Below are 24,720 nucleotides of genomic sequence, written 5' to 3'. Positions count from 1 at the left end.
CGTTCGTCAATAGCCAGTTTAAACGGGCAAAATCAATCGCATTTCCTATCGTGATGGTTTATTTTGCAACGGCATTGCAGTAAAAAAGAAAAGAAAAACAATTCGGACGCGCGTGCGTCCCTCCCCGCCAGGAGCGCCCATGAGCTTTTTCGCTGCCCCGCCGACCGTTGAAACCCGTGTTTTCACCCGCTTGCCCGAGCGCTTTCGCGACCCGCGCCCGACAAGCTGGGCCAATGCCAATCGTCAAGGCCGTGCCATCGACTCGTTCCTTGAGGGGCCCTCCTTCGACCGCCAAGGTCGCCTGTACGTGACCGATATCCCCAATGGACGGATCTTCCGCATTTCGCCACAAGGCGAATGGGAGTTGGTGTGTCAATACGATGGCTGGCCCAATGGCCTGAAGATCCACCAGGACGGCCGCATCTTCATCACCGACTACAAGCGCGGCATCATGCTGCTCGACCCGCAGACCGGTGCTATCGAGGCACTGCTCGCCTCGGCAGGCTCCGAAGGCTTCAAGGGCGTCAACGATCTGGTGTTCGCGCCCAACGGCGACATGTATTTCACCGACCAAGGCCAGACCGGCCTGCAGGATGCCACTGGCCGTGTGTACAAGCTCGATGCCAAAGGCAATCTGACTTGCCTGCTGGGCACCATTCCAAGCCCCAACGGCATCGTCTACGACCCTCATCTGAATCATCTGCTAGTAGCTGTGACCCGCGCGCAACAGATCTGGCGCATCCCTCTGGGGAATGGGTCGATCGTCGGCAAGGTCGGGGTGTTCGCCCAATTGCATGGCGGCTTGGGCGGGCCTGATGGCCTGGCGCTGGATGCGCAAAGCAACCTGTACATCGCGCACACCGGCTTCGGCTCGGTGTGGAAGCTGTCGAAAGTCGCCGAGCCACTGCAACGCATCGTTTCCTGCGCAGGGATCAGCAATACCAACCTGGCTTTTGGCGGTGAAGACGGCCAGACCTTGTTCATTACCGAATCCGAGACCGGCAGCATCCTCCAGGTCCGCACCACCACCCCTGGGCTGGCCATGTACTCCCACAGCTGAACCCGCGCCTGTCAGCGCACACAACAACTACAAGAGAGTGACGACATGACCCACGAAACCACTACCCAGGCGCCGCTTAGCGACGCCGAGGGCGAACGTCTCATGCGCCGCGTCCTGTGGCGCCTGGTTCCGTTCATCTTCATCTGCTACGTGATCAGCTATCTGGACCGCACCAACGTTGGTTTTGCCGCCATCAGCATGAACCAGGACCTGGGCCTGACCGCAACGATGTTCGGTTGGGCGGCAGGGCTGTTCTTCTTCGGCTACTTCATATTCGAGATTCCCAGCAATCTGCTGATGCAACGCTTTGGCGCACGTGTCTGGATTGCACGGATCATGATCACCTGGGGGCTGATCTCCATGGCCACGGCGTGCGCCACCGGGCCTGTCAGCTTCAGTATTGCGCGCTTCCTACTGGGCCTGGCCGAGGCGGGCTTCACGCCGGGTGTGTACCTGTATTTCACCTACTGGTTCCCGGGCAAATGGCGGGCAAAAGCTACCGCGGCGTTTCTGCTGGGGATTCCGGTGGCCAATATCGTCGGTTCGCCGTTGTCCGGCTGGCTGATGGAACAGCACGGCGTCTGGGGCCTGAAGAACTGGCAGTTGCTGCTGGTCACCGAGTCGATGCCGGCGGTATTGCTGGGTATCGCCTGCCTGTTCGTGCTGGTCGACAGCCCGGCCAAGGCCAAATGGTTGAAGCCACGTGAAAAAGCCTGGCTGAGCCAGCGTCTGGCCGAGGAACAGCAGGCGATCGGTGCCTCGCATGGCAATACCTTGCGCGCCGCGCTGACCAACCCAAAGGTGTTTACCCTGGCAGCCATCAACTTCTGCTGCATCGTCGGCTCCATCGGTATCGGCCTGTGGCTGCCGCAGATCATCAAAAGCCTGGGGATCGCCAGCGGAGTGGTCGGCTTCGTGGTGGCACTGCCCTACCTGCTCGGCGCCCTGGCCATGACGCTATGGGCACGCCTGGCGAACCGCAGCCAGCATCGCCTGCCCTACGTGGTCGGCGCACTGGCCACAGCCGCTGTAGCCCTGGTAGCTGCCGCGCTGATCGACCAGCCGCTATTGAAGATCGCCAGTCTGTGCATAGCGGTGGCGAGTATCCTGTCCTTCCAGGCCACGTTCTGGGCAATACCGTCCACCTTCCTCACCGGTCGCGCTGCGGCTGGCGGCTTGGCGATGATCGTATCGATCGGCAACCTGGGCGGTTTTACCGGGCCGTTTCTGATCGGCCTGATCAAGGATGCCACGCACAGCTTCACCTTACCGTTCTTCGCCGTGGCCTCGATCCTGATGATTGGTACCTGCCTGATGCTCTGGCTGGGCGACCCTGCCAAGCGTCAGACGTCGCACGGCCACGGCCAAGTCGCCTGAACCCTCATTTGCGGCGATGCAGGCCGAACTGGGCCAGCAGCCCCGCCGTCAATACCGCGCCGGCGATCGCCAAGGTCACCGGCGCGCCCCAGCGGGCGGCGATCAGACCAGCAGCCAAGCCACCGAGCGCCTCGAAACCAAAGCGCATTGCAATGTAGAAAGCGATGACCCGGCCGCGCAAGTGGCTGGGCGCGCCGCTTTGTAGCTGCATGTTGGTGCTGACGTTACTCAGGGTGATGCCAAAGCCCAACACGGCCAGCGCTAGCAGTGCCAGCGGCAGATTCCCTGCCAACCACAAACCGACCAGCGCCACCGCGGATGACAGCGCCCCGGCATCGGTGAACTGGCGCAACCGCGGCAAGGCGCCGCCTATCGCCAGCACCAGTGTCGCTACGAAGGCACCGGCACCCGCCGCGCCCCACAACCAGCCCAGTACGCGTGCATCGCCGGCGTACACCGACCTGGCCAGGATCGGCAAGAGCGCCGCGTAGCAGGATGCCAGCAGGTTGACCATGATGACGTTGATCAGCAATTGGCGCACGCTTTGGGTCTGCCACATATAGAGCATGCCTTCGCAAAACACCTCTGCGGTTGAGCCGCTGGCCTTGGGGCCTGCAGTGCCCCGCACTTTCAGCAAGCCCCCCAACAGCGCCATGAACGCCATCGCTGTGAGCGCAAAACAGGCCGCCTCCCCAGCGAAGGCAATCAGCGCGCCAGCGAGCGGAGGGCCCACGAACCGCGCCGCGTTGATCAACATGGCGTTGAGCACAAGAGCATTGGGCAGATCGGCCGGGTCGTCGACGAAACTGCCGATCAGCGCCTGGCGCAGCGGTGTTTCCAGGGCGTTGAGCAGGCCCAGCAGCAGAGCCATGCTGGCGATGAAAGCCCCGTCGACCCAAGCCTGCCAAGTCGCCACAGCCAGCACCAGCGACTGCAGGATCAGAATCAGCTGTACGATGATCAACAGGCGGCGCTTGTCGTGGCGGTCGATCCACGCACCGGCCAAGGGGCCGATCAATAATTGTGGCGCCAGCGAAAGAAAGGTTATCAGACCCAGCAGCACGGCCGAGCCCGTCAGGTGATAGGCCAGCCAAGCCAATGCTACCTGCTGCACCCACTTGCCGAGCGTGGACACACCCTGGCCGGCGAAATAGATCTGGAAATTACGGTGGGCGAGCGCCCTGACGGCCTTAGGCCAGTTCGATCGATGTGGCGACGATAAATCGGACAAGTCTGCGAATCCTCATAGACCCGCACCCGGTACCGATCCATCGTCACGGTGCCCTCCATCGCAAGGGCACCGTCGGGCAGGATCAGCCTGGCAGCAGGCAGCCTTTTTTCTTCAAGGACTCCAAGACCCAGGTGCGGTCATTGGTGCCTTGGGCAATTTTTTCCATCTGGGCAGTTTCGGCAGCGTGCTTGGCAGTAGCCCCCGCATAAACCTCTGCTACATGGTCGTAAGGCACGCACAGCAAGCCATCGTCATCACCGATTACCAGATCACCCGGCTCGATCACCATACCATCAATGGCGATCGGCACGTTGATCTCGCCCGGGCCGTCCTTGTATGGACCACGGTGCGAAACACCCGCAGCGAACAACGGGAAGTCGCCAGCACCGATATTGGCCGCATCACGGATTGCACCGTTGATGACGATACCCGCCACACCGCGCTTGACCGCGTAGGCCACCATCATTTCGCCGATCAGGGCATTGGTCAGGTCACCCCCTGCGTCGACCACGATCACGTCGCCAGGCTGCGCAATGTCGATCGCGTAATGCAGCATCAGGTTGTCCCCTGGGCGCGCCTTGACTGTCAAGGCCGGGCCACATAGCACGCCTTCTCGGTGCATTGGACGCAGGCGGGCACCACCTGCGGTCATGCGATTCATCGAATCGCTGACGTTGGCAACCGGAACCTCGCGGTATCGCCGAACCCATTCCTCGCCGACTTTGCGTGCGCGCTCAAGCACTTGGAAGCCAATGCTCATGTGACCTACCTCTCTTGGTTTTATTCGATGTCATCGACTGTTGCCGAATCTGTTTTTAGAATTGCATTTCATTCTATCCAGCGCAATTTATTTTTTATCGCCATTCGAGGGACGATACCGGATGCCTTACTAAATTTCTTGCAACACCATTTCATTATGCTAGGGTTTCGTCATCGCCGCCAAGTGGCAGCGCACTGCCCTGATAAGAACAAGGTATCCATGATGTCCCATACCATTCTGCTGACCGGCCCTGCCCTTGCGGCCGAAGCCATGAACCTTGCCGCCCAGCACGGCGTCAAGATCGTCCCCACTACGCCCTACCTGCCCGAAGACGAGCTGGAAGCCATCATTCGCGCGGAGCAACCCGATGCCATCGTGGTGCGTCAGGGCAAACTGACTCGCGCCATGATCGAGGCATCGCCAAAGCTCAAACTGATCGCCAAGCACGGGGTCGGCTACAACACCATCGATATCCAGGCAGCTGCCGAGCACGGCATTCCGGTATCGATCGCAGTGGGCGCCAACGCCCAGTCGGTGGCCGAGCACGCCTTTGCCCTGATGTTCAGCGTCGCCCGGCAGACTGCCCTGCTGGATGCGCGCATGCGCGACGGGCACTGGGACAAGGCGTCGGCCAACGGCATCGAGCTTTCGGGCAAGACCTTGGGTCTGGTTGGCCTGGGTTCCATCGGCAGTATCCTGATGGAGCTGGTCGCACCGCTGCGCATGAAGGTCAAGGTGTTTGACCCTTACCTGAAGGAATTGCCGGCACGCCTGCACGTCGAGCGGGAAGAGGATTTCGATCGCCTGCTGGCTGAAAGCGATATCATCAGCCTGCATTGCCCGCTGACCGAGACCAACCACAACCTGATCGGCGCTGCCCAGCTTGAGCGCATGCGGCCAGGCGCCATCCTGATCAACACCGCCCGCGGCGAGCTGATCGACACCAACGCCCTGGTGAAAGCGCTCAGCGAACGCCGCATCGCCGGTGCCGGCCTGGACACCTTCAATCCCGAGCCGCCACCTGCCGATAGCCCGCTGTGGGGCTTGCCTACCCTGGTCGCTACTCCGCACGTCGGTGCCAACACCTCAGAGGCACGTGACCGTGTAGGCCTGGTCTGTGTGAGGCAGGTACTCGAAGTCCTGGCGGGCAATGCTCTGGATCCGCGTTGCGTGGTCAACCGCCACCTGATCGACAGCTGATTGCAATCCACTCGCGCCGCTTCGCGAGAGGGGGCGCTTTTACCCCGCGTCACTCCAGAAAAAAAACAATTGGAGAGCATCATGATTTCAGCTACATCCACAGTGGATGACCTCGAACGCAGCACCATGCGCCGTGTTGCATGGCGCCTGCTGCCCTTTCTGATCGTCTGCTACCTCATCGCGATCATCGATCGCGGCAACATCGGCATGGCGTCCTTGCAGATGAACCAGGATCTGCAACTCACGGCCAAGGTCTTCGGTTTCGCCAGCAGCCTGTTCTTCTTTGCCTACTTCCTGGTCGAAGTGCCCAGCAACCTGGCCATGCAGCGGTATGGCGCGCGGATCTGGATTGCCCGGATCATGATCACCTGGGGCCTGATTTCCGCAGGTACGGCATTCGTCCAGGGTGCCAACTCGCTGTACGTCATGCGCTTCCTGCTCGGCGCGGCCGAGGCCGGCTTCTTCCCGGGCGTGCTGCTCTACCTCACCTACTGGTTGCCGTCTGCCTACCGCGCACGCATGGTGGCGCTGTTCATGGTGGCGATCCCGGCCGCCAACTTCATTGGCTCGCCGCTGTCCGGCCTGCTGCTGAGCCTGGATGGCTGGATGGGCTTGCGCGGCTGGCACTGGCTGTTCATTCTCGAAGGCATTCCGGCAGTGCTGCTGGGCATCGCCTGCCTGTTCGTGCTGACTGACCGCCCTGAACAGGCCAAGTGGCTGAGCGACGAGCAACGCGGCTGGCTGACCAACCGCTTGGCTGAAGAAGCTTCGAAGAAAACTGCCATTGGCCATATCTCGCTGTGGAAACTGCTGCGCCACAAGGATATCTGGGTGCTTGCGCTCATCTATTCGGGGGCTTCCGCGGCAGGTAGCACGATGAGCGTGTGGGCACCGCAGTTGCTTAAAACCTTTGGCCTCAGCGCCATGCAGATCGGCCTGGTCAATGCCATCCCGTACGGCATTGCCTCGGTGGTGATGATCATCTGGGGACGCAGCTCCGACCGTACCGGCGAGCGCCGCTGGCATACCGCGATGACCATGTTGCTGATCGCTGCCGGCCTGCTGATGACCCTGTTCACCTCATCGCTGGCGGCCACCGTCGTCATGCTGACCATGGTGCTGGTGGGTGCTTATTCGATGAAAGGCCCGTTCTGGGCACTGGTCTCGGGCTGGTTGTCTTCGTCTACCGCCGCTGCCGGATTGGCGGCTGTTGGCGCCATGGCCAACCTCATCGGTGGCGGCCTGATGGTGAATGCCTATGGCGCCATCCACGACGCCACCGGCAGCTATGCGCTTGCGCTGATGCCGCTGGCGGCGCTGTGCACGCTGGCTGGTGTCGCGGTGTTGGTGATCGGCCGCAAGCGCCAACGCGAGCAGGTTGAAGTGGCCACTGCAGTCAGCGCCAAGTAAGCCACCACCGCCGCACCCGATGCCCACCTTCCCTCGCGAACGTGGGCATCGTTCATTGACAAGAACAAAAAACCGAGGAATACCGATGACCTTGTCTCGACGCCAATTCTTGCAGGTGGGGGGCGCGCTGGGCGCCGCCGTTTCAATGGGTGCGCTGGCCAGTGTGCCGTTCAGCCAGGGTCAAGCGAAGCCACGCCTGACGCCACCCCCAGGCAGTGTCGACTGCCACATGCATTTGTACGACAGCCGCATCCCCGCTGCCCCTGGCGCCAGCCTGCTACCGCCAGATGCCTCCCTGGAGGACTACCGCCAACTGCAGCAGCGCTTGGGCATCCGGCGCATGGTGATCGTCACGCCCTCGACCTACGGCACTGACAACCGCGTCATGCTCGACGGTTTGTTGCGCAGTCGAGGGGATGCCCGGGGCGTTGCCGTAGTGGCCACTTCGGTTACTGACAAGGAGCTCACCACACTGCATGCAGCCGGCGTGCGGGGCATCCGCTTCAACCTCAGCGTAGGCAGCCAGGCTCTCGACGGCCTCGAGCAACTGGCTGCACGGGTCAATGAGTTAGGGTGGAACGTACAGATTGCAGCGGGCCCGTTGCTGCCCGAAGTGGCGCCACGGCTACTGGCCCTGTCCACCAAGGTGGTCATCGATCACATGGGGCATGTGCCTCAACCCGAGGGAGTGAAATCCGAGGCCTACGCCTCGCTGGTACGGTTACTGGACACTGACAGAGCCTGGGTCAAGCTCTCGGCACCCTACCTGCGATCGAAAGCCGGTGCCCCCCTTTACGCAGATGTCGGGCGCGTGGCCAGTGCGCTTATCAGCCACCGCCCGGACCGAATGCTGTGGGGCAGCGACTGGCCTCACCCTACGCTGGCCAGCAACAGCAAGCCCGACGATGGCATGATCCTCGACCGTTTGATGGATTGGGCGCCAAAGGTAGAGACCCGAGCTTCCATACTGCGCGACAACCCCATCCAGCTGTACGGCTTCTGAGCGCTTCCTACGCACGCAAACAATCACCCGCAACGTGCAGGTGATTTCGGCGTGTGGCGCGGCCCGGGTGGGTGCCGTCAGTGACTGATCATCCACGGGCGGCCCGCCGCCCTGGATTTCGAGCCGTTTAGGTTTGCGCGGGTGGGTTTGGCCGGTTTGCTCGGGCCACAGCAACCGCATCCACTCGGATGCCGCCGGCTCTCTTTGTACGCATCGACACTCATCGGCGCATGCGCACGGGTCTCGTTGCGCGCCATGGCCACGCGGGTACTGCCCGGCAAGCATCCAGCGCCCTTCCCTCCATCGCTGCCAGGGCTTCCATGCCCTGTCCAGCGATTATCAGAGCCAGGCTTTGATCTGCGCACACACGGCTTCGGTCGAGATACCGTAACGGTCATGAAGCGTCGGCAAGGCACCGGCATCGAGAAACGCATCGGGCAGCGCGATCTGGCGGAACGTCGGCGTAACGCCGTTGCGCATCAACAATCCGGCAACCGCCTCGCCCAAACCGCCGATGATGCTGCTGTTTTCGGCGGTGACCACCAGCCGTCCGGACTGCTTCGCTTCGGCCAGGATGGTGTGTTCATCCAGAGGCTTGATGGTCGGCACGTGCAACACAGCAACGTCGACACCATCGGCCTGGAGCTTGTTGGCCGCTTCGAGCGAGCGCATCGTCATCAGCCCGGTGGAGATGATGAGCACGTCCCTGCCGGTGCGCAGGGTCTTGGCCTTGCCGATTTCGAATTTGTACCCGTATTCGTCAAGCACTACCGGTACGTTGCCGCGCAGCAGGCGCATGTAGACCGGCCCCTGGTGAGCAGCGATTGCCGGCACTGCCTGTTCGATCTCCACGGCGTCGCAGGGATCGACGATCATCAGGTTTGGCATCGCTCGGAAGATGGCGAGATCGTCAGTCGCCTGGTGGCTTGGGCCATAACCGGTAGTGAGCCCGGGCAGCCCACAGACGATCTTCACGTTCAAATTCTCCTCGGCGATTGCCATACAGATAAAATCGTAGGCGCGCCGCGAGGCAAACACGGCATAGGTGGTGGCGAAGGGTACGAACCCCTCCCTTGCCATGCCCGCAGCCGCGCTCATCAACAGTTGCTCGGCCATGCCCATCTGGTAGAAGCGGTCCGGGTGCGCCTTGGCAAAAATATGCAGGTCGGTGTATTTGGACAAGTCTGCGGACAGCCCGACAATTTCAGGGCGCTGCTCAGCCAGCGCAGCCAGGGCATGGCCAAAGGGCGCCGAGCGGGTCGCTTGGCCCTCAGCGGCGATCGACGCGATCATGGCCGAGGTGGTCAGGCGCTTCTTGGTTGGCTCGGCAGTCGAAGTAGAACTATTCGGCTTGCTCATCACTGTTTTCCTTCTTCGAGATTGTTGAGCGCCAACGCCCATTCATGTTCTTCCACGCGTATGAAGTGGGTCTTTTCCCGCGTTTCGAGGAACGGTACCCCCTTGCCCATCTTCGTATCGCAAATGATCACGCGCGGTTGCGCGCCTGTGTGATTGCGCGCCGCATCGAACGCTGCGACCAGGGCTTCGATGTCATTGCCATCGACTCGCTGGGTGAACCAGCCAAACGCCTGCCAACGATCGACGATCGGTTCAAAAGAAAGAATTTCGCTGGAATAACCATCGGCCTGCTGGTTGTTCACATCGACGATGGCGATGAGGTTGTCGAGCTTCCAGTGAGAGGCCGACATGACGGCCTCCCAAGTGGAGCCTTCATTGAGCTCACCATCTGACAAGAGGTTGTAAACGAAAGAAGTCGATTGCTTGCGTTTGAGGCCCAGGCAAGCACCAACCGCAATACCCAACCCCTGCCCCAACGACCCGCCGGTGATTTCCATGCCCGGCGTATAAGCAGCCATGCCGGACATGGGCAGGCGGCTGTCGTCCGAACCATAGGTTTCCAGCTCATCGAGCGGGACGATTCGGGCCTCGATCAAGGCGGCATACAGCGCAATGGCGTAATGACCGATGGACAGATAGAAGCGGTCGCGCGGTTCCCAGTCAGGATCATCGGACCGATAGCTCAGTGCATGGAAGTAAGAGACTGCCAGCAGGTCCGCAGCGCCCAGGGCCTGCCCCACATAACCTTGACCTTGCACCTGCCCCATGCGCAACGCATGGCGACGGATGTTGTGCGCGCGCTCGGCCAGGCTCAAGGCGGGCTTCAGCATAGTGTTCGTATTCATTACGTAGCTCCGTTAACTCAACGATTGACCGCTGCAGCGGGGATGCGCAGGACCAACGAGGCCCCCGCAAGCAGGACGGCTGTAATCAGATACATGCCGATGGCGCTGGACCCGGTCTGGGTAGTGATCCACCCAATCAGGTAGGGCGAGCAGAAGCCGGCCAGGTTGGCAAAGCTGTTGACGGCGGCGATGCCTGCGGCAGCGGACACACCGCCCAGAAGCGTGGTGGGCAGCATCCAGAACAGCGAGGTGGCCGAGAGGATTCCCGACGCAGCCAGGCACAAGCTGAGGATCGACAGTGTCACGTTGCCGCCCATCAAAGCGGCCAGGCTGAGCCCCATGGCGCCGACAATCATCGGTATGATCAGATGCCAGCGGCGCTCGCGGTGCTTGTCGCCGCTGCGACCGACCAACAGCATCGCGGCAATGGCGCACAGGTAAGGCAGGCTGGACAGCATGCCGATGTGCAGCGGGTCAGATACACCGGCATTGCGCACCAAGGTCGGTAGCCAGAAGGTAATGGCGTACTGGCCCATGACCACACAGAAGTAGATGCCAGCCAGCAACCACAACCGACGGTCGCGGATGAATTCCCCCACCGAACCATGGCTGACTTTCTGTTGGTTGTCCTCGGCCAGTTCGCGGGTAACTAGGGCCTTTTCTTCGTCGTTCAGCCACGTGGCCTGGTGCACGCCGTCCTTGAGGTAAGCCAGTACCAGCAGGCCAACCAGCACCGTCGGCACCGCTTCGAGCACAAACATCCACTGCCAACCGGCCCAACCGTGCACGCCGGCAAACTGGTTCATGATCCAACCGGAGAGAGGCCCGCCAACCATGCCTGACAGTGGGATGGCGATGAACCACAACACCGTCATGCGTGCCCGGCGATAGGAAGGGAACCAGTAGGTAAGGTACAGCAGCAGCCCTGGCGCAAGGCCTGCCTCGGCGATACCAAGGAGGAATCGAAGGACGTAGAATTGCCACGCTGTTTCGACGAATGCGAACAGCGCGGAAATGATCCCCCAGGTGATCATGATGCGCGCGATCCATACCCGTGCGCCCACTTTGTGAAGGATGATGTTGCTGGGAACTTCGCAGAGAAAATAGCCTATGAAGAACATGCCCGCACCCAGGCCGTAGACTGTCTCGCTCAAGGCGAGATCGTTCATCATCTGCAGCTTGGCGAAACCGACATTGACCCGATCCAGATAGGCGCAGAGGTAGCACAGCATCAGGAACGGCATCAGGCGCCAGGCGGTCTTGCGGTAGGCGGAGGTACGCACGGTCGAAACCGCTTCGAGCGATAAGGTAGTCATGCTGGTCTGATCTCTTGTTGTTATTGGCAGCCAGGCCTGAAACTTGGCTGTCATTGATCCAGAACCGCGCGGGCCGGGGGCCGGCCCGCCCACGTGTACTCAGTGAATCAGCATCCCGCCGTTGACATCCAGGGTAATGCCGGTCAGGTAGGTAGAGAGGTCGCTGGCGAGGAACAGTGCAGCGTTGGCGACATCCTGGGCCTGGCCAAGGCGGCCCAGGGGGATGCCTTCGATGATCGCGTGGCGGCGTTCATCCTGCATCAGCCCACCGGTGATGTCTGTGTGGATCAAACCCGGTGCGATGGCGTTGACACGCACGTTGTCCGGCCCCAGTTCACGCGCCATCGCCTTGGCAAGGCCCAGCACGCCGGCCTTCGCGGCACTGTAGTGCGGGCCGCCAAAAATGCCCCCGCCGCGCTGTGCAGAAACAGAGGACATGCATACGATGCTGCCGCTGCCTTGCTCACGCATTTGCGGGATCACCGCCTGCGACATCAGCAGCGTGCCCCGCAGGCTGACATCCAGCACCTTGTCATAATCAGCGCCACGGATATCCAAGGTCTTCAGCGGCTGGGTAATGCCGGCGTTATTGATCAACACGTCGATGCGGCCGAAATGTTCGACAACCGTGGCAACAGCGCGCTGAACCTGGGCCTCGTCAGCGACGTTCGCCGCCAGGCCCAGATGGCTTTCGCCCAGTGAGGCGGCAGCATCGCGGGCAGCAGATTCGTCCAGATCGAGGATTACCACGCGGGCACCTTGCTGAGCGAACGTTGCGGCCGTGGCACGGCCAATGCCACGTGCGGACGCTGCGCCGGTGATGATTGCGACTTTACCTTGGAGAAGCATGTGTGAACCCTCTGTTTGTTGTTATGGGCCGATTCAGGAATCGTGGGTTCAGCTTGTGGCCCGCGAGCTACGTGAGCAATAACGTGAAAATCATCCGATGCTGAAAAAAATTCAGCCCTTCTGCGCTATCCTACGGGTTTCCCCGAATAAAAATAACGCTTTGGAGAATCTGTATGCGCTCGGTAAACGACTCGGCATCGCCACTGCCACCGCTCAAGACCATCCAGGCTTTCGAGCAGGCCGCCCGGTTCGGCAACGTTGCCCGAGCTGCCGAGGTGCTGGACTTGACCCCCTCGGCGGTCAGTCATCAGCTTGCCAAACTCGAGGCCATGATCGGCAGACAGCTGTTCGTGCGTGGCGCACGTGGCGTAGCCCTTACCTCAGTTGGCCAGCAGTACTTGAAAGACGTCTCGGGTATCCTGCACAGCCTTGCCATCGCCACCGAACGTGCCAGCAGCGATGTCAGCCTTGACTGCCTGCGCCTGCACTCTTCACCGAGTTTCGGCCTGCTCTGGCTGATGCCGCGTCTCGAGGCGTTTCGCGAGGAGTTCCCGTCCATTCAGATCAATTTGTCATGCTCCTACGAGGCGCTGCATTTCAGCCGTGACAAGATCGACGTGGACATTCGCCATGGCGATCCGAACTGGCCCAGTTACGAAGTCCGCACGGTAAGTAACGAGACCTTCGAGGTGCTGGCGGCACCCAAGCTCCTCTCCCGCCACCCGGTGCATGATGCCAGCGACCTGCTCGATTGCGACCTGATCCTGTCCGAGGCGACTTTGTTGAGGTGGCCGGCGTGGTTTGCCCAGCACGGGCTGGCACGGCCCGAAAAACCCTATGCGCTGAGCTTCGACCGTTCCTACATGAGCCTGGAGGCCGCCAGCCACGGCCTGGGCTTCGCTTTGGAAAGTGGCTTGCTGGCGCAGAAATACCTGGAAGCCGGGACCTTGGTGAAAGTGGCGCCCGAGGCCCTGGGTGCACCGGTCGCTGCGCACCATCTGGTGTTTCCCAAGGCCCACGCAGCCTTTCCCAGGGTGCGGTGTTTTCTGCACTGGGTAGAGAAGGAACTGGGGCACCAGTTCGTTTTCTGACGCTTACCTATCCAAGTTTGAACGACACGCCGTCAGGCCATGGGGCACAGCGCACACTGATGCCCCCTACCCCTACCCCTACCCCTACCCCTGCTCCGCCAGCTGCGCTTGATACTGCTGCGGACTGACCCCGTGATATCGAGGCGTGGCCACCTCTGGCCCAGGCGCCTTGCACCTGCTCACCGGCCTGTACGATGCCCGCATGGACCAGCAGCCGGGGCTACCTGGCAAGAAGTGACCGCCCCCTCGGCGACCCGGCTGAACGTTTAGTCAGCCGGGCCTGTCGCACGACAGAGACGCAGCACACTGCGCGTACCCTGACCGTGAGGACCTCACCATGAGCGCGATTTCTTCCAATGGGGCTGAAACGCACCCCATCTGTCTGACCCTCAATGGTCAGTCCCGAACACTGCAGGTGCATCCTTGGGTCACCTTGCTCGACCTGCTACGTGACCAATTGGACCTGGTCGGTACCAAGAAAGGTTGTGACCATGGCCAGTGCGGCGCCTGCACGGTGCTGCGTGATGGCAAGCGCGTCAATGCCTGCCTGACCTTGGCCATCATGTGCGACGGGGCCGACCTTGTAACCATCGAAGGGCTGGCCAGCGGCGACGTTCTGCACCCCATGCAGCGCGCCTTCATCACCCACGATGCGTTCCAGTGCGGTTACTGCACCCCAGGGCAGATCTGCTCGGCAGTCGGGCTGGCTCACGAGGGCCGTGCCGACAACCGGGAGGCCATTCGCGAGCAGATGAGCGGCAATCTTTGCCGCTGTGGTGCCTATGGCAACATCGTCGCGGCGGTGGAAGAAGCCCTGCCGTTGATGAGGGATGGGAACCAGCCACAACGAGGGCAGAATCCATGACACCCTTCAGCTACCACAAGCCCAACTCGGTCAGCGAAGCGGTAAACCTGGCTGACGCCTGCTCGCACTTCATCGCTGGTGGTACCAACCTCGTCGACCTGATGAAGGAAAACGTGGTTCGCCCCACGCGCCTGATCGACATCTCCGGACTCGGGCTGAACGGTATCCACCCCACTCCCGGCGGCGGCGTGCTGATCGGTGCACGGGTGAGCAATGCCGACCTGGCCTGGCACCCGATGATCGAGCAGCATTATCCGCTGCTGTCCGACGCGATCCTCGCGGGGGCATCGCCGCAGTTGAGGAACATGGCCAGTACCGGTGGCAACTTGCTGCAACGTACCCGCTGCTACTACTTCTACGACACCGGCACCCCCTGCAACAAGCGCGAACCGGGCAGCGGATGCCCTGCGCGTACGGGCATGAACCGCATCCATGCCATTCTCGGCGCCAGCGATGCCTGTGTCGCGACCCATCCCTCGGACATGTGCGTGGCATTGGCAGCGCTCGAAGCCGTGGTGCACGTACAAGGGCCGTCCGGTGAACGGCAGATACCCTTCGCGGATTTCCATCGCCTGCCCGAGGACACCCCCGAGCGCGACAATCAACTGGCATTCGATGAACTGGTGACCGGCATCGAGCTGCCGCCCCCAATGTTCGAACACCATTACCGTTACCTGAAAATACGCGACCGCGCCTCCTACGCGTTCGCGCTGGTATCAGTCGCTGCAGCCCTGAGCTTCGATGGCGAAGTGATCCAACAGGCGCGCCTGGCGTTGGGCGGCGTTGCCCACAAGCCCTGGCGGGACCTGGCTGTCGAGCGCATGTTGGTCGGCCAGGTGCCTTCAGAAGCACTCTTCACCCGCGCCGCGCAAACGTTGCTGCAAGGTGCACAACCCCTGAGCCACAACGGTTTCAAGGTAACGCTCGCTCAGCGAGCAATCGTGCGTGCATTGGATGACGCGGCGCGCGGCGCCGCTAACGGGGGAGCACGACCATGATCAAAAGCACACCAGTAGTCGGCACGCCAATGGACCGGGTGGACGGCGTGGCAAAGGTCACCGGGCAGGCCCGCTATGCGGGCGAATACCCCGAGGCCGGCCTGCTACACGGCAGCGTCGTGTCCAGTACCATCGCCCGCGGTCGGATACTCGACATCGACAGCACCCAGGCCTTGCGCGTACCCGGGGTAATCGCCGTGCTCGATCATGGCCATCGCCCGCATATATCGAGTTATGACGACGACTATAGCGATGCCGACTCTGCCGAGGGCTCGCCGTTTCGGCCCTTGTTCAATGATCGAGTGCTCTACAGCGGGCAACCGGTAGCGCTGGTGGTCGCTCAAACCCTCGAACTGGCCCGGTATGCAGGCTCGCTGCTCAAGATCGACTATGCCGAGGAGTCTCACCAGACAGACCTGGGCGCATGCCAGCAGTCGCATCCGGCACCCGCCGAAACGCCGGCGCCACGTGGCGACTTCCCCGGGCAGTTTGCCGGTGCGCCGGTGCAGGTGGATGCGACCTACCTGACGGCCAACGAGCACCACAACCCGATGGAGCCCCATGCGTCGACCGTGCACTACAAGGCCGACGGCGCTCTGGAAATCCACGACAAGACCCAAGGCACGCAGAACTGCCAGGACTACCTGCACAAGGTGTTCGGCCTGCCCAAGGCCAATATTCGTGTACGCGCGGCGTTCGTCGGCGGAGCCTTCGGCTCGGGCTTGCGCCCGCAGTACCAGTTGCCGCTGGCAGTGATGGCGGCGTTGCACCTGAAGCGCTCGGTGCGCGTGACCCTGACCCGCCAGCAGATGTTCACCTTTGGCTACCGGCCCCGCACCGAGCAACGCTTGCGCCTGGGGGCAGACGCAAACGGGCGCTTGCTGGCAATCGCTCACGATGCGCTTGGCCAGACCTCCCGCTTCGAGGACTTCACCGAGCACCTGGTGGAATGGAGCGGCATGCTTTACCAGTGCGACAACGTCGCGCTCAGCTATCGCCTGGCCTCGCTCGATGTGTACACCCCGCTGGACATGCGGGCACCTGGGGCCGGGTCCGGGATGATTGCGCTGGAATGCGCCATGGATGAGCTCGCTTGTGCAGCGAAGATTGACCCGGTAGAGCTGCGCCGACGCAACTTCGCCGCCAACAATGGCAACGAGGGCAAGCCCTACTCCAGCAAGGAATTGCTGGCCTGCTACCAGCAAGGTGCCGAACGTTTTGGCTGGCATGAGCGCACCCCCCAACCGCGCAGCATGCGTAATGGCAACCAATTGATCGGCTGGGGGATGGCCGGTGGCGTCTGGGAAGCCATGCAGATGAAGGCCAGCGCCAAGGCGCGCATCGATGCCAATGGCCACCTCACCGTCAGCAGTGCCACCACCGATATCGGGACCGGCACCTATACCGTCATGACACAGATCGCGGCCGATGCTGCCGGCACCAGGGTGCAGGACGTCACCTTCGTGCTGGGGGACTCTTCACTGCCCACCGCACCGCTTCAGGGCGGATCGTTCACGGTGTCGTCAGTGGGCTCGGCCGTGCGCCAGGCCTGCCAGGTTCTGCGCACCAAGGTGCTGGAGCATGCGCGGAACATATATCCCCAGGTGGCCAGCACCCCCTCGGAGCAGATCGTTTTCGCCAATGGCTACTTGCACGCTGGCAGCCAGCGTTGGGCCTTGGCGGACATCGTGGCGAGCGCCCCCGACGGTGAGTTCGAAGTGCAGATCGACGCCGAGCCCGGCGCCCGGCGCCAACCGTTCTCCACCGCCACGCATTCGGCGGTATTCGTGGAAGTCCACGTCGACGAAGACCTTGGCACGATCAAGGTGGTACGTGTGGTCAGCGCCGTGGCGGCTGGGCGCGTGGTCAACCCGAAAACTGCGCGCAGTCAGATCCTGGGAGGCGTGGTGTGGGGGGTTGGCATGGCCCTGCATGAAGCAGCGCTGACCGACCATCGGTTGGGCCGCATCGTCAATCACAACCTGGCGGAGTACCACATCCCGGTGAACGCAGACATCGAGGATATCGACGTGATCTTCGTTGAAGAGCACGACGAGATTGTCAATGAGCTCGGGTCCAAGGGGGTGGGCGAAATTGGAGTGGTCGGGGTGGCCGCTGCGGTGGCCAACGCGGTCTACCATGCCACGGGCAAGCGTGTGAGGGAGTTTCCCATCACGCTCGATAAAGTGCTCTGATCGGGTGGGGCCAAGTCCCCATCCGCCTTGCGCTATCGGCAGCGCCTCGATGTGCTCGTGCAAAACCGGTCGACACCGCCATTGCCGCCGAATATGAGAACGGTCCCTATGCCGATGTGCCGGGCAAGGCGCTAGACGGGTTGAAGCATCTGGAGCCTGACGACGCCGACCCTGCCGAAGTGGCGCGCGAAATCGTGCGGGTGGTGGGCCTGCCTTTAGGCAAGCGCCCGTTCCGTGTGCACGTCGAGCCGTCCCAGGATGGCGCAGAAGTGGTCAACGCCGTGGCTGACCGGGCTCGCCGCGAGATGGACTACGCCATCGATCTGCAGGATCTGCTGTCGCCGGCGGTGATTGGCGAGTTACCCGTTGTGATTGCCCGTTTGCGCGACAGAAGGCGCATAGGGGCCGCGCTTGCGCTGATCCAGCAGCGCAAGCGCGACGGCAAACACACACAGGCCCGCTGCCGACAGGAAGGTGATGGAGAAGGCTGTGCCAATGACCTGCGCCGAACTGTTGGCCAGGCCATGAGTTCCGAGCAGGCAGGCAAACAACAGCGGCAGCGCGGCGGCGCCGGTCATCAAGCCCAGGTTGCGCGACAGACCGAGCAGCCCTGACAGCAGGCCCCGGTATTCCTCCGTGGCATTGGCCATCACGGCGGTGTTGTTGGCTGCGAGGAACAGTTGGAATCCCGGTGTGACCAACACCAAAGCCAGTACATAACCTGCGACGCCGATAAGCCTGGGCAGCACGGCGAAACACACCAGGCCTGCGCTGGCGACCAGCAGGCCGCCGAGCAGGGTTCGACGGGTTCCGAACCGGTCAACTACGCGCCCCGCGGGAACACCTGAGACTGCCGCGCCGATCGGCCCGGCAGCCATCACCACCCCCGTCTGCGCATCGCTAAGCCCCAAGCCGAACGAAAGGAAAAACGGGCCCACCACAAGCGTGGACATCATCACCGCGCCTGCCAGGATGCTCATTGCCAGCGACGTGGCGACCCCCGGCCTGCGTAGTACGGCCAGCGGTATCAGCGGACGGGTTGAGGACCGCGTAATGCGTGCACTGGGGGCCTTGGTCCGGGGTATGCCGGTCAATGTCAGCACCAGCATGCTGGCGCCGCACAGCAACAACAGAACGAATGCAGCACGCCAACCGAAGGCGCCAATCAACACGCCGCCCAGGGAGGGCCCCAGCGCTGTGCCGATGGCTGACATCGTTCCGAGCAGGCCCATTGCCGTACCCAGGCGTTCCTTGGCCACCAGGCCCTTGGCGATGGACAGCGGCAGCGCCATCAGCACCGCCGCGCCCAGCCCCTGGACTGCCCGCGCAACAATCAGCCAATCCAGCCCTGGGGCCAGGGCACAGGCACCGGAGGCCAAGGTGAACACCGCCAGGCCGATGAGCAGTACGCGGCGACTGCCAAACAGATCGCCCATCCGCCCCGCCACGACGATGGCTGCCGTCAACGCCAGCAAGTAGGCCAGCACGACCCATTGCACCTGCTGCACGTTGACCGAAAACACCCGCGCCAGGCTCGCGAGCGCTACCGTGGCAATGCTGACCCCGAGCGAGGCCAGCAGGATCGAGCCTGCCAGCGCGGCCAGGGCAGGCTTGTTCATCTTTGTAACTGCTTCATCGTTCATGGTGTGACTTCTTGTTGATCGGAAGGCGATGGCCTACGATGCAACTTCAAGTCAACTTGAAGTCAAGCATGAAAATCGTCGATATCGGTGAGCTGGCGAAAAGCAGCGGTGTGACGACCTCTGCCCTGCGCTACTACGAGGAAGTCGGGCTGATCCAGTCCGTTGGCCGCAGTGGGCTGCGTCGCCAGTACAGCGAAGACACCCTGCTGCAACTTGCCCTGATTTCGCTGGGCAAGGCCGCCGGCTTTTCGCTGGAGGAGATCAAGGGCATGTTCGGCAAGGACCGCAAGCCGGACCTGCCCCGCCCGGCTCTGCACCAGCGCGCCGATGAGCTCGACCGCCAGGTCCGCAGGATGACAGCGCTCAGCAGCTTGCTGCGACACGTCGCCGAATGCCCGGCGCCGTCGCACCTGGTCTGCCCGAAGTTTCGCAAGTTGCTGCGTATGGCCTGCCCTGAGGGCCTGCCATATGAAAAAGGCTGAACGCTACCTGGCCCTATAACTGTTGAACCCACTTCAACATGCTCTGCGCATCGCTGACCTCGAACTTGCCGGGCGCCTCGACCGCGAGGTGCCTGACCACGCCATCTTCGACCAGCATCGCGTAACGCTGGGAACGATGGCCCATGCCGCGAGCCGACAGATCCTGGCTCAAGCCCAGTGCTTTGGCGAATTCGCCATTGCCGTCGCCAATCATCTTCACCGCATCACCCACCTGCAGGCTGCTGCCCCAGGCATTCATGACGAAGGCATCGTTGACGGAAACGCAGAGGATTTCGTCGATACCCGCCGCGGAAAACGCTTCGGCCGCAGCGACATAGCCGGGGACGTGACGTTCGGAACAGGTAGGTGTGAAGGCGCCGGGCAAGGCGAAAATCACCAGTTTGCGCTGCTGGCAGCGCTCGCGGATGGAAAACGCGTTCGGGCCGATCGCGCAGGCGCCCTCCCCGTTGCTGTAGGCGTACAGCGTGATATCAGGCAGTGAATCGCCGGTCTTGATCATGACTCTCTCCTAGGGTGGGTGGGCTGCACGTGGCGCGCGGCGGCCAGTTTTAGCAGGTTTGCGAGGACGATGCAGGGTTACGCGGTTTCTGAAAAAACTTTCATGTCTTGCAACCCTGAAAAACGGGATCAGCTAGTCGTCTATATGAATCCATCCGGTATATTCCTTCAAGAGACGTAACAAGACATTACAAGAAGGGGTTTCCGTTGGATATTTCACATGCCGCGTGGCTTGCCCACGACACCCGCCTGGTGCTCTGTTGCCTGGCGGCCATCACCACCATCATCGTGCTGATCAGCGTCACCAAGTTGCCGCCCTTCCTGTCGATCCTGATCGGTACCTTCGTGGCGGGCCTGGGCGCTGCCCTGCCGCCAGAGGAGGTGGCCAAGGCGTTCGGCAAGGGCGCTGGCAGTCTGCTGGGCGAGGCCGGGATCATCATTGCCCTGGGCGCGATGCTCGGCGCGCTGATGGCCGAGTCCGGGGCCGCTGATCGTATTGCCTCTACCTTGTTACGCCATGCCCGCGGCAAGGCGCTGCCCTGGGTGATGGCGCTGGTGGCGATGGTCATTGGCTTGCCGCTGTTCTTCGAAGTCGGCCTGGTGCTGATGGTGCCGGTGATCTTCGTCATCGCTCGCCAGTCTGGGCAGCCGCTGCTCAAGGTGGCGATCCCGGCGCTCGCCGGGATGACCACCCTGCACGCGTTGATGCCTCCCCACCCGGGGCCGCTGATCGCTGTCAGCGCCCTGCATGCAGACCTGGGAATGACCATGTTGCTGGGTCTGTGCATCGCCGTGCCGGCGGTGATCCTCGCCGGCCCGCTGTATGGCATCTGGCTGTCGAAACGCCTGGACGTGCAGGAACCCGCGGAACTGGGTGCGCTGTTCACCGCCAAGGTCGAGACCCGGCGCAAGCCAAGCTTTGCCGTATCGCTGCTGATCATCCTGCTGCCAGTGCTGCTGATGCTGGGCAGTACGCTGGCCAAAATCGCCATGGCGCCGCAAAGCACCCTGGCGCTGACCCTCAAGTTTCTCGGTGAGCCGCTGATTGCCCTTGGGCTGGCGGTGATCGCTGCGGTGATCTGCCTGGGCTGGTCGATCGGTATGGCCCGTGACCAGGTCGGCAGCGTACTGCGCAAGAGCCTGGCGCCGATCGCCGTGCTGTTGTTGACCATCGGAGCCGGTGGTGGCCTGAAACAGACCCTGCTCGAAGCCGGCATCAGCGACACGATCAGCAAGGTGGCCAGTGGCGCGCACCTGTCGTACGTGCTGTTGGCCTGGCTGATCGCGGTGGCGCTGCGCCAGGCGACAGGCTCGGCCACCGTTGCGACCACCACCACTGCCGGTATTCTCGCGCCATTGATGGCGGGCCTGGCGACCACCCAGAGTTCGCTGGTGGCACTGGCCATCGGTGCCGGCTCGGTGTTCTTCTGCCATGTCAACGATGCCGGGTTCTGGATGGTCCGCGAGTACTTCGGGCTGCAACTCAAGCAGACGATCTGGGTGTGGTCGGTGCTGCAGACCATCGTCTCGGTGGTTGGGCTGGTCGGCACCCTGCTGCTGTGGCAATGGTTCCAGTAAGCGGCTAGTGACAGCGCAGCTACAGTGGCTGCGCTGTCGCCTCGGCGATCAGAGCGCTGGTGCCCTGCGGCGCTGCAACCTGATCCAGCAGGCCTGTACCGCTGCGCCTACCACGAAAATCCCCAACCATCCGGCCAACGCGGCGCGCACCAGCGGCGACTCGGGGCCGTCCGCCAATGGCTGGCCGCTTGGCAGTCGCGTCAGGGTTTCGTTGATCCCCGGTACCAGCAACAGGAAGAAGCTGAATGCGAACGCCAACTGCGCCAGGTAGGGCCGCGCACGCCCCAGAAGGCTGAGCCTGGGGATGACCAGTGCCGCTCCGACCACCAGCAGCGCGAGGATGCCGAGCGCATGCCCGACGTTGAATCCGCCGGTACTGGAAAGGCCGAACGCGGTCAGTACCGACACCAGCATCCCGAGCAGGTAGCCGCGTGCAACTGGCGCCCGGGGCTCGATCTGATGATGGCGCGCATAGCTGTAGAGCCCGGCGACGAAGGTCGCCACGCTGACGGCGGTATGGATGGCGCCGAGGGTGGATACAGGGTGTGGCATGGTTGTGACTCCGTCTTTGTGAATGGACTGCTACCGACTAGTAGGTAGGCACATAGCTGTAAAAAAAACCGCTGCGCCTGCACAGCGGCTTTTCACCGTGAAAACCTTAGGGTTGTCCATCACCCGCGAAATGCCGCGCGATCCAGCGCTCGCAGAGCGCCCAGAGCTCGGGTGCGCCACGCTGGATGACCGGCCCGTAGCGCTCGATGACCTGCTGGCGCGATACACCGCTTTCGGACCAGGTGCCACCGCCGGTGAAGATGTTGATCAGCAGTGGCTGAAAACGGTCGAGCGCCTTGGCGAAACACGCATCTGCAGTCTCGGCCTGCTCGAACTCCTGCCACAGTTCCAGCATCTGCGTGCCCTGTGGTTGCGGCAGCAGGCCAAACAGCCGCTGGGCGGCCTCGGCTTCCTGCTCGGCCTGCAACTGGCTGGACGAGCCTCCATGAATGGGGTAGTCACCGACGTCGATCTCCACGATATCGTGCAACAGCAGCATGCGGATGACCCGGTCGCTGTTCACTGCCCCGCTGGCATGCTCATTGAGGATCAACGCATACATGGCCAGGTGCCAGGAGTGTTCGGCGGAGTTTTACTTGCGGCTCTGGTCCAGCAGCGGTGATTGGCGACGCACGCTTTTCAACTGGTCGATCTGGCGCAGAAATTCCAATTGCTGTTCCAGAGGGCTTGGCAGCATGGCTCAGGCTCCGGGGGGCGGAATCGGTGTGACAAGCCTGTCGATCAGCGGCTGCGTGATAAGCCCGAACACGCCAGGCTCGCCATAGGCGCGGGCAGACAACATCGCGCCATGCACGGCAGCCATGAAACGCTCTGCCTCAGCCTGAGGGGTATCGGAGAGGGTCAGGCTGCCCGCCTGCGCGCCGCGCTCGAGCACTGTGGTAATCCAGGCCGAGAGGCTGCGGAAATGCGCCCTCACCTCAGTGGCGACTTCGGTAGGCAATACCGGTATCTGAGTGGCGAGCAAGGCACACACGCAATAGCCCTTGCTGGCCTCGCCGACGCATTCCAGCCAATAGCCTACATAGGCCTTGAGCTGGTCGACGGGCGCGGGAAAGTAACGCTCCAGGGCAGCCATGCCGGCCTTGGCTTCTTCGCGGTATTGCGCGACCAGAACGCGCACCAGGTCCGCCTTGGTGGGGAAATGGTGATGGATGCTGGCTTTGCGTATCCCGACGCTCTCGGCGATGTCGGCGTAGCTGAAGCTGTTGTACCCGCCCGTGATGATCAGGGTGCGGGCGCACTGGAGAATGTCGGAGTAGGTCGTGGATTGAGTGCTCATGAACGGCACCCTACCTCCTGGTAGGGACATGGTCAACCGCCGTGAGTGTTCTTTCATTCAGCCCGGTAATCGCCGCAGAGCACATTTGTACTCCGCCGTTGCAAAGCCCATTTTCCCGGGGCTGGCCAGGGTGGAAATGGCAGAAGTTAAAATATTATTCACATGCGCTAATGATTCTCATTGAAGTAGATTTCCCGGCGACCTCGACCTGGGGTCGATGCCTTCAGCCATCCCGGGAGAATCATGCTAGTTCCCTTCCTCATCATGCTCCGCGAGGGCATCGAAGCCGCGCTGATTGTCGGCATCATCGCCAGCTACCTGCGCCAGACCGGCCGTGGCCAGTGGATGCCGGCCGTGTGGATCGGCGTGTTTCTCGCCGCAGCCCTTTCCCTCTTCGTCGGCGCCGGCCTTGAGCTGATGAGCAGCGAGTTCCCGCAGAAACAGCAGGAACTCTTCGAAGCGCTGGTCGGGCTGGTCGCGGTGGTGATCCTCAGCTCCATGGTGCTGTGGATGCGCAAAGTGGCGCGTTCGATCAAGCATGAGTTGCACGTTTCGCTCGATGCCGCGCTCGCGGGTTCGAAGCACCAGGCCTGGGCGCTGATCGCCATGGTGTTCTTCGCCGTCGCTCGCGAGGGCCTGGAGACGGTGTTCTTCCTGTTGGCGGTGTTCCAGCAGAGCGAGGGCCCGGCAGCACCGCTGGGCGCCCTGCTTGGGCTGGTGGTGGCGATCCTGGTGGGGTTGGCGCTGTACTCCGGCAGCCTGCGCCTGAACCTGGCGCAGTTCTTCCGCTGGACAGGCCTGTTCATCCTCGTGGTGGCGGCGGGCATCCTCGCCAACTCGGTGCAGGCGCTGCACGAGGCCGGGGTCTGGAATGCGCTGCAGGGGGTGGTCTTCGATATCAGCCACAGCCTGCCGATGGATGGCCCGACCGGATCGGTACTGGCGGGGATGTTCGGTTACCAGGACACCCCGACCGTGAGCACCCTCGGGGCCTACCTGCTCTATCTGGTCGGTGCGCTGGTGCTGTTCTTCTGGCCGGCACCGGCCAAGCCTTCCTCTTCCCACGCTGCACAGAAACAAGGGTAAG

General features: G+C 62.3%; 23 protein-coding genes. 12 read left to right on the top strand and 11 right to left on the bottom strand.

Translation table 11 applies throughout. The features are described 5' to 3' along the window. The first annotated feature begins 139 nt into the window (after positions 1-139). Positions 140-1,060 (top strand): SMP-30/gluconolactonase/LRE family protein, encoded by a 921-nt coding sequence (locus AB688_RS14620; RefSeq protein WP_063544925.1) that lies wholly within the window; start codon positions 140-142, stop codon positions 1,058-1,060. A gap of 45 nt (positions 1,061-1,105) precedes the next feature. Further along, positions 1,106-2,437: an MFS transporter gene (locus AB688_RS14615; RefSeq protein ID WP_063544924.1), complete on the top strand. Its 1,332-nt coding sequence runs from the start codon at positions 1,106-1,108 to the stop codon at positions 2,435-2,437. A 4-nt stretch (positions 2,438-2,441) separates the two neighbouring features. On the opposite strand, the gene AB688_RS14610 is transcribed toward AB688_RS14615, so the two are convergent. Then, a complete protein-coding gene (locus AB688_RS14610; protein ID WP_063544923.1) occupies positions 2,442-3,668 on the bottom strand; it encodes an MFS transporter in 1,227 nt (408 codons plus the stop codon). 82 nt (positions 3,669-3,750) lie between these two features. Further along, positions 3,751-4,428 (bottom strand): RraA family protein, encoded by a 678-nt coding sequence (locus AB688_RS14605; RefSeq protein ID WP_063544922.1) that lies wholly within the window; start codon positions 4,426-4,428, stop codon positions 3,751-3,753. 222 nt (positions 4,429-4,650) lie between these two features. Between AB688_RS14605 and AB688_RS14600 the strand changes: the two genes are divergently transcribed. The 3 genes from AB688_RS14600 (at position 4,651) to AB688_RS14590 (ending at position 8,041) form a co-directional block, all read left to right on the top strand. Next, entirely contained in the window at positions 4,651-5,628 is a 978-nt protein-coding gene (locus tag AB688_RS14600; RefSeq protein ID WP_063544921.1) for a hydroxyacid dehydrogenase, read from the top strand. An 81-nt stretch (positions 5,629-5,709) separates the two neighbouring features. Beyond that, the gene (locus AB688_RS14595) at positions 5,710-7,038 is read left to right on the top strand and encodes an MFS transporter (protein WP_063544920.1); all 1,329 of its coding nucleotides are present in this window, start codon (positions 5,710-5,712) and stop codon (positions 7,036-7,038) included. An 85-nt stretch (positions 7,039-7,123) separates the two neighbouring features. Next, complete coding sequence (locus tag AB688_RS14590) at positions 7,124-8,041, top strand: amidohydrolase family protein (RefSeq protein WP_063544919.1); 918 nt, start codon at positions 7,124-7,126, stop codon at positions 8,039-8,041. A 339-nt stretch (positions 8,042-8,380) separates the two neighbouring features. Here the strand turns inward: AB688_RS14590 and AB688_RS14585 are convergent, their stop codons facing one another. The 4 genes from AB688_RS14585 to AB688_RS14570 all read right to left on the bottom strand — a co-directional run bounded on the left by AB688_RS14585 (position 8,381) and on the right by AB688_RS14570 (position 12,410). Next, positions 8,381-9,400 carry a transketolase family protein gene (locus AB688_RS14585; RefSeq protein ID WP_063544918.1) on the bottom strand — a complete coding sequence of 340 codons (1,020 nt, stop codon included), beginning with the start codon at positions 9,398-9,400 and terminating at the stop codon, positions 8,381-8,383. After that, positions 9,400-10,245 (bottom strand): transketolase, encoded by an 846-nt coding sequence (locus AB688_RS14580; protein ID WP_063544917.1) that lies wholly within the window; start codon positions 10,243-10,245, stop codon positions 9,400-9,402. The genes AB688_RS14585 and AB688_RS14580 overlap by 1 nt, the downstream gene beginning before the upstream one ends. A gap of 17 nt (positions 10,246-10,262) precedes the next feature. Further along, positions 10,263-11,561 (bottom strand): MFS transporter, encoded by a 1,299-nt coding sequence (locus tag AB688_RS14575; RefSeq protein WP_063544916.1) that lies wholly within the window; start codon positions 11,559-11,561, stop codon positions 10,263-10,265. A gap of 99 nt (positions 11,562-11,660) precedes the next feature. Continuing rightward, positions 11,661-12,410, bottom strand: coding sequence for an SDR family NAD(P)-dependent oxidoreductase (locus tag AB688_RS14570; RefSeq protein ID WP_063544915.1), 750 nt, complete (start codon positions 12,408-12,410; stop codon positions 11,661-11,663). 173 nt (positions 12,411-12,583) lie between these two features. Here AB688_RS14570 and AB688_RS14565 point away from each other — a divergent pair, with 173 nt between their 5' ends. The 4 genes from AB688_RS14565 to AB688_RS14550 all read left to right on the top strand — a co-directional run bounded on the left by AB688_RS14565 (position 12,584) and on the right by AB688_RS14550 (position 17,559). Next, positions 12,584-13,501 carry a LysR substrate-binding domain-containing protein gene (locus AB688_RS14565; protein WP_063544914.1) on the top strand — a complete coding sequence of 306 codons (918 nt, stop codon included), beginning with the start codon at positions 12,584-12,586 and terminating at the stop codon, positions 13,499-13,501. Between the two features lie 337 nt (positions 13,502-13,838). Next, entirely contained in the window at positions 13,839-14,366 is a 528-nt protein-coding gene (locus AB688_RS14560) for a (2Fe-2S)-binding protein (RefSeq protein WP_063544913.1), read from the top strand. Next, complete coding sequence (locus AB688_RS14555) at positions 14,363-15,364, top strand: FAD binding domain-containing protein (RefSeq protein WP_063544912.1); 1,002 nt, start codon at positions 14,363-14,365, stop codon at positions 15,362-15,364. The genes AB688_RS14560 and AB688_RS14555 overlap by 4 nt, the downstream gene beginning before the upstream one ends. After that, positions 15,361-17,559 (top strand): xanthine dehydrogenase family protein molybdopterin-binding subunit, encoded by a 2,199-nt coding sequence (locus AB688_RS14550; RefSeq protein WP_063544911.1) that lies wholly within the window; start codon positions 15,361-15,363, stop codon positions 17,557-17,559. The genes AB688_RS14555 and AB688_RS14550 overlap by 4 nt, the downstream gene beginning before the upstream one ends. A gap of 359 nt (positions 17,560-17,918) precedes the next feature. On the opposite strand, the gene AB688_RS14545 is transcribed toward AB688_RS14550, so the two are convergent. Beyond that, a complete protein-coding gene (locus tag AB688_RS14545) occupies positions 17,919-19,178 on the bottom strand; it encodes an MFS transporter (protein ID WP_155738206.1) in 1,260 nt (419 codons plus the stop codon). Positions 19,179-19,270: 92 nt separating this feature from the next. On the opposite strand from AB688_RS14545, the gene AB688_RS14540 reads away from it, so the two are divergent. Continuing rightward, positions 19,271-19,684 carry a helix-turn-helix domain-containing protein gene (locus tag AB688_RS14540; RefSeq protein ID WP_054893463.1) on the top strand — a complete coding sequence of 138 codons (414 nt, stop codon included), beginning with the start codon at positions 19,271-19,273 and terminating at the stop codon, positions 19,682-19,684. 13 nt (positions 19,685-19,697) lie between these two features. Here AB688_RS14540 and AB688_RS14535 read toward each other — a convergent pair whose 3' ends face one another. Further along, positions 19,698-20,204, bottom strand: a complete 507-nt coding sequence (locus AB688_RS14535) for a peroxiredoxin (RefSeq protein ID WP_063544909.1) — start codon at positions 20,202-20,204, stop codon at positions 19,698-19,700. Between the two features lie 206 nt (positions 20,205-20,410). Here AB688_RS14535 and AB688_RS14530 point away from each other — a divergent pair, with 206 nt between their 5' ends. Next, the gene (locus AB688_RS14530; RefSeq protein WP_063544908.1) at positions 20,411-21,781 is read left to right on the top strand and encodes a gluconate:H+ symporter; all 1,371 of its coding nucleotides are present in this window, start codon (positions 20,411-20,413) and stop codon (positions 21,779-21,781) included. Positions 21,782-21,829: 48 nt separating this feature from the next. On the opposite strand, the gene AB688_RS14525 is transcribed toward AB688_RS14530, so the two are convergent. The 3 genes from AB688_RS14525 to AB688_RS14515 form a co-directional block, all read right to left on the bottom strand. Further along, positions 21,830-22,333, bottom strand: a complete 504-nt coding sequence (locus tag AB688_RS14525) for a hypothetical protein (RefSeq protein ID WP_063544907.1) — start codon at positions 22,331-22,333, stop codon at positions 21,830-21,832. Between the two features lie 106 nt (positions 22,334-22,439). Continuing rightward, positions 22,440-22,895: an HD domain-containing protein gene (locus AB688_RS14520; protein ID WP_196759859.1), complete on the bottom strand. Its 456-nt coding sequence runs from the start codon at positions 22,893-22,895 to the stop codon at positions 22,440-22,442. 138 nt (positions 22,896-23,033) lie between these two features. Then, positions 23,034-23,633, bottom strand: coding sequence for a TetR/AcrR family transcriptional regulator (locus AB688_RS14515; RefSeq protein ID WP_063546719.1), 600 nt, complete (start codon positions 23,631-23,633; stop codon positions 23,034-23,036). Positions 23,634-23,876: 243 nt separating this feature from the next. On the opposite strand from AB688_RS14515, the gene efeU reads away from it, so the two are divergent. Continuing rightward, positions 23,877-24,719: an iron uptake transporter permease EfeU gene (gene efeU / locus AB688_RS14510; RefSeq protein ID WP_063544906.1), complete on the top strand. Its 843-nt coding sequence runs from the start codon at positions 23,877-23,879 to the stop codon at positions 24,717-24,719. Position 24,720 lies beyond the last annotated feature (1 nt).

Origin of the sequence: Pseudomonas putida (assembly GCF_001636055.1) — a bacterium.
GTDB lineage: Bacteria > Pseudomonadota > Gammaproteobacteria > Pseudomonadales > Pseudomonadaceae > Aquipseudomonas > Aquipseudomonas machongensis.
Note: the sequence above shows the minus strand (reverse complement) of the source record. Positions and strands in the feature narration are given on the sequence as shown.

What these genes read in the sequence shown, in the direction of transcription:
- AB688_RS14620 (WP_063544925.1), top strand. Translation starts at nt 140, where the DNA reads ATGAGCTTTTTCGCTGCCCCGCCGACCGTTGAAACCCGTGTTTTCACC.
- AB688_RS14615 (WP_063544924.1), top strand. Translation starts at nt 1,106, where the DNA reads ATGACCCACGAAACCACTACCCAGGCGCCGCTTAGCGACGCCGAGGGC.
- AB688_RS14605 (WP_063544922.1), bottom strand. Translation starts at nt 4,428, where the DNA reads ATGAGCATTGGCTTCCAAGTGCTTGAGCGCGCACGCAAAGTCGGCGAG.
- AB688_RS14600 (WP_063544921.1), top strand. Translation starts at nt 4,651, where the DNA reads ATGTCCCATACCATTCTGCTGACCGGCCCTGCCCTTGCGGCCGAAGCC.
- AB688_RS14595 (WP_063544920.1), top strand. Translation starts at nt 5,710, where the DNA reads ATGATTTCAGCTACATCCACAGTGGATGACCTCGAACGCAGCACCATG.
- AB688_RS14590 (WP_063544919.1), top strand. Translation starts at nt 7,124, where the DNA reads ATGACCTTGTCTCGACGCCAATTCTTGCAGGTGGGGGGCGCGCTGGGC.
- AB688_RS14585 (WP_063544918.1), bottom strand. Translation starts at nt 9,400, where the DNA reads ATGAGCAAGCCGAATAGTTCTACTTCGACTGCCGAGCCAACCAAGAAG.
- AB688_RS14580 (WP_063544917.1), bottom strand. Translation starts at nt 10,245, where the DNA reads ATGAATACGAACACTATGCTGAAGCCCGCCTTGAGCCTGGCCGAGCGC.
- AB688_RS14575 (WP_063544916.1), bottom strand. Translation starts at nt 11,561, where the DNA reads ATGACTACCTTATCGCTCGAAGCGGTTTCGACCGTGCGTACCTCCGCC.
- AB688_RS14570 (WP_063544915.1), bottom strand. Translation starts at nt 12,410, where the DNA reads ATGCTTCTCCAAGGTAAAGTCGCAATCATCACCGGCGCAGCGTCCGCA.
- AB688_RS14565 (WP_063544914.1), top strand. Translation starts at nt 12,584, where the DNA reads ATGCGCTCGGTAAACGACTCGGCATCGCCACTGCCACCGCTCAAGACC.
- AB688_RS14560 (WP_063544913.1), top strand. Translation starts at nt 13,839, where the DNA reads ATGAGCGCGATTTCTTCCAATGGGGCTGAAACGCACCCCATCTGTCTG.
- AB688_RS14555 (WP_063544912.1), top strand. Translation starts at nt 14,363, where the DNA reads ATGACACCCTTCAGCTACCACAAGCCCAACTCGGTCAGCGAAGCGGTA.
- AB688_RS14550 (WP_063544911.1), top strand. Translation starts at nt 15,361, where the DNA reads ATGATCAAAAGCACACCAGTAGTCGGCACGCCAATGGACCGGGTGGAC.
- AB688_RS14545 (WP_155738206.1), bottom strand. Translation starts at nt 19,178, where the DNA reads ATGAACAAGCCTGCCCTGGCCGCGCTGGCAGGCTCGATCCTGCTGGCC.
- AB688_RS14540 (WP_054893463.1), top strand. Translation starts at nt 19,271, where the DNA reads ATGAAAATCGTCGATATCGGTGAGCTGGCGAAAAGCAGCGGTGTGACG.
- AB688_RS14535 (WP_063544909.1), bottom strand. Translation starts at nt 20,204, where the DNA reads ATGATCAAGACCGGCGATTCACTGCCTGATATCACGCTGTACGCCTAC.
- AB688_RS14525 (WP_063544907.1), bottom strand. Translation starts at nt 22,333, where the DNA reads ATGCCACACCCTGTATCCACCCTCGGCGCCATCCATACCGCCGTCAGC.
- AB688_RS14520 (WP_196759859.1), bottom strand. Translation starts at nt 22,895, where the DNA reads ATGTATGCGTTGATCCTCAATGAGCATGCCAGCGGGGCAGTGAACAGC.
- AB688_RS14515 (WP_063546719.1), bottom strand. Translation starts at nt 23,633, where the DNA reads ATGAGCACTCAATCCACGACCTACTCCGACATTCTCCAGTGCGCCCGC.
- efeU (WP_063544906.1), top strand. Translation starts at nt 23,877, where the DNA reads ATGCTAGTTCCCTTCCTCATCATGCTCCGCGAGGGCATCGAAGCCGCG.